This window comes from Streptomyces boncukensis (genome assembly GCF_011045075.1).
GTDB classification, from domain to species: Bacteria; Actinomycetota; Actinomycetes; order Streptomycetales; family Streptomycetaceae; genus Streptomyces; species Streptomyces boncukensis.
The window spans coordinates 1-3,103 of the sequence record NZ_JAAKZZ010000697.1 but is presented as its reverse complement, the minus strand read 5'-3'; the positions used below and the strand labels follow the sequence as shown (position 1 = coordinate 3,103).

The following is a 3,103-nucleotide window of genomic DNA, read 5'->3' as shown; positions in this document are numbered from 1 at the left end:
CCGCCCGTGCCGCGCGAGTCGGGGATGACGAGCGGGCGGTAGGCGCTGAGCCCGCCGAGGTCTCCGAGGTAGGCGGCCTCGCGCGCCGGGCCGCCCGCGAGGCAGACCAGCGGCGCTGAGGCGCTCGCCTCGCCCAGGGTGCGATAGGCGAGCCGGGCGCCGTCGTAGGACGTGTAGTGGGGCATATGGGGGAGTGTGCCGGAATTGCGGCGCATTCTCGTGGACCGCCGTTCACTTGGACGCGGGGTTCCGTACAACCGTCGCCGGGTGTGACGGGTCTCACGTGGTGGACATGATCCATCCGCAGGGCACGCCTATGGGAGGAACTGTGCGCAAGAGAACGCTGACGGCCTCGGCCGCGGGAGTGGTGGCCCTGGCCCTGGGAGTTCCGCTGGCCGCCGCGCCCACCGCGGCAGCCGGCACGGACGACGTCAAGGCCAGGGTGGCCGCCGCGTACAAGGCCGACTTCAACGGCGACGGCTACGCGGACACGGTGAGCCCCGGCCCGTACGGCACGGTCGGCGACGTCGAGGACGCCGGGTACGTCACGGTGGTCTACGGCTCGCCGAACGGCGCCGACACCCAGCGCCGGCAGGTCATCACGCAGCAGACCGACGGCATCCCCGGGGACCCGGAGAAGGGCGGAGGCTGGGGCGGCGTCCTGACGGCCCGCGACTTCAACAGCGACGGCGTCACCGACCTCGCCGTGTCCAACCTGGGCGGCCGGGCCGGGGTCACCATCATCTGGGGCGCCAAGGGCGAGGGCCTCACGAAGGGCGTCACGGTGGCCGGCGACGACGTCAACGGCAGCCGGATGGCGGCGGGCGACGTCAACGGGGACGGGTACGCCGACCTGGTCACCGCCAAGGGCGGCGGCTGGGGCGGCTCCGCGCTCCAGGTGCTGCACGGCCCGTTCACGGGCGGCGAGCCCGCGTCCACCGAGGACCTGACCGCCGACGTGGGCGACAGCGACCTGGGCGAGATCACCGTCGGGGACGTGACGGGGGACGGCATCGACGACGTCTTCGCCACCTACGGCTTCGAGGAGATGTCCCGCTCCTCGCAGTTCTGGCCGGGCGGCAGGAGCGGAGCGGGGAAGCCGGTGCCCGTCGAGGACGCGGCGACGGCCGCCATCGGGGACGTGGACAAGGACGGCCGCGGCGACCTCGTCATCCGCACCGTCCCGGGCGGCGTCCTGGAGAACCTGCCCTACGACCACGGCACCGTGAAGGTGCTGTACGGCACGGACGACGGGCCCAGCAAGACCCGTACGACCACCCTGGACCAGAACAGCCCGGGGGTGCCCGGAGCCAACGAGGACGGCGACCAGTTCGGCGCCTCGCTGGCCACCGGGGACGTCAACGGCGACGGCTACGCCGATGTCGTGGCGGGCGTGCCCGGCGAGGACATCGGCAGCGGCGCCTCCGGCAAGGACACCGGTGCCGCCGTCCAGCTGCTCGGCGGCTCCGGCGGGCTGAGCGGCACCGGCGCCAAGGCGTTCCACCAGGGCACCTCCGGCGTCCCGGGGGCCGTGGAGGCCGAGGACGCGTTCGGCAAGGCCGTCGCGCTCGGCAACACGGACGCCGACGGCTACGACGACCTCGCCGTCGGCGCCCCCGGGGAGGACGGCACGGCGTCCCAGCCCGAGGCGGGTGCGGTGTGGGTGCTGCGGGGCTCCGCGTCCGGCGGCCTGGCGACGGACGGGATCGCCTCCTGGGGCCCGGCGGCGCTGGGAGCCCCGGCGGCGAACGCCCGCCTGGGCATGACGTTCCCCCGCTGAGGGGCTCCCGCCGAGGGGCCCCGCCGGGGTCCCTCCGGGGACGGACTCAGGCCGCGGCCCACTCCGGGTCGCGGCCCATCCACGCGGCGAGCCGGGTGTAGGTGTCGGCGCCCTCGGGCGCCTCGCGGACCGGGTCGAAGGGCACATGCTCCTCGGTCCTGGACTCGGGCGGCGCGAGCGCGCCGACCACCTCACGCGCCAGCTCGGCGAGTTCGGCGTCCAGCCCTTCGGTGCTCTGCCCGAGCGCCCGCGCGGCGTCCCACGCGTGCATACAGGCGTCGGACGCGGCTACCGCGATCGAGGCCCGTCCGTTCCAGTCGCCGAACGGCAGCGTGAACGTCCGGTCGAGCACGGCGTCGTCGGCCCAGGTGGCGCGCACCCGCTCGGCGCGGTCGGCGAACGCGGCGGCGAAGTCGTCCCCCGGAGCGGTGGCGATCGCGTCGAACGGCGGCGGCTCGGCGCCCTCGGCCATGGCCGCCAGCCGGTCCGCGACCGTGAGCGTGTGCCCCAGCAGCTCCCGCACGGTCCACTCGGTGCAGGGCGTCGGCGCGTCGAGCCGCTCGGGCGCGGCGCTCGCGGCGATGGCCCTCAGCTGGGCCAGCGCGCGGTCGTACAGCGGCCGGGTGTCGGGTATCGAGGACGGATCCATGGGCGAACCTCCCTGGTGATGTGATGGATCTTCAGCATCGCACACCCGCCGCGTCCCGAGTCCCCTGTCCCCAGGCGCACTTGACCATGTGCGGGCGGCACGGAACCGTGTGCCGGGCCCCGGGTGCGGGGATCGCCGAGGAGTGGAGGAGAGACCGTCATGCATGCAGGCAGCGTCGCCGTCGTGGGCGGCAGCATCGCGGGGTGCGCAACGGCTCTGGCGGCCGTGCGCGGCGGCGCCGAGCGGGTCACGCTCTTCGAGCGGGCCGCCGGTCAGCTGCGGGAGCGGGGCGTCGGCCTGGCCATGCACGCCGACCGCTACGCCGAGCTGGCGGACGCCGGATACGTGGACGACGGCATGCCCTGGGGCCCGCTGGAGCGCCGGATCTGGACCGTGCGGGACGACGCGGGGGGCGCGGCGCTGGGCCGGGACCTCCAGGTGCAGGACTTCCCCTTCCGCGCGTACTCCTGGGGGCCGCTGTGGAGCGAACTGCGCCGCCGCGTGCCCGACGAGGTGGACTACCGGACCGGGGCGAGCGTCACGGCCGTCGAGGAGGACGCCGACGGGGTGACGCTGGCCCTCGCAGACGGCGGCCGGGAGCGGTTCGACGTGGTGATCGGCGCCGACGGCTACCGGTCGGTGGTGCGCGACACCATGTTCCCCGGGCTCCAGCC

At 75.1% G+C, this 3,103-nt stretch carries 3 protein-coding genes and 1 pseudogene; 2 read left to right on the top strand and 2 right to left on the bottom strand.

What is annotated here, in order from left to right:
• Positions 1-185 (bottom strand): annotated as a pseudogene (locus tag G5C65_RS34430) (alpha/beta fold hydrolase); the annotation flags it as partial.
• Positions 186-328: 143 nt separating this feature from the next.
• On the opposite strand from G5C65_RS34430, the gene G5C65_RS34425 reads away from it, so the two are divergent.
• A complete protein-coding gene (locus G5C65_RS34425) occupies positions 329-1,780 on the top strand; it encodes an FG-GAP-like repeat-containing protein (RefSeq protein ID WP_165302993.1) in 1,452 nt (483 codons plus the stop codon).
• Between the two features lie 46 nt (positions 1,781-1,826).
• Here the strand turns inward: G5C65_RS34425 and G5C65_RS34420 are convergent, their stop codons facing one another.
• Entirely contained in the window at positions 1,827-2,429 is a 603-nt protein-coding gene (locus tag G5C65_RS34420) for a TIGR03086 family metal-binding protein (protein ID WP_165302992.1), read from the bottom strand.
• Between the two features lie 159 nt (positions 2,430-2,588).
• Between G5C65_RS34420 and G5C65_RS34415 the strand changes: the two genes are divergently transcribed.
• Positions 2,589-3,103, top strand: a 515-nt coding sequence (locus tag G5C65_RS34415; protein ID WP_478501621.1) for a Rossmann-fold NAD(P)-binding domain-containing protein, incomplete at its 3' end; no start/stop codon positions are given.

What these genes read in the sequence shown, in the direction of transcription:
- G5C65_RS34420 (WP_165302992.1), bottom strand. Translation starts at nt 2,429, where the DNA reads ATGGATCCGTCCTCGATACCCGACACCCGGCCGCTGTACGACCGCGCG.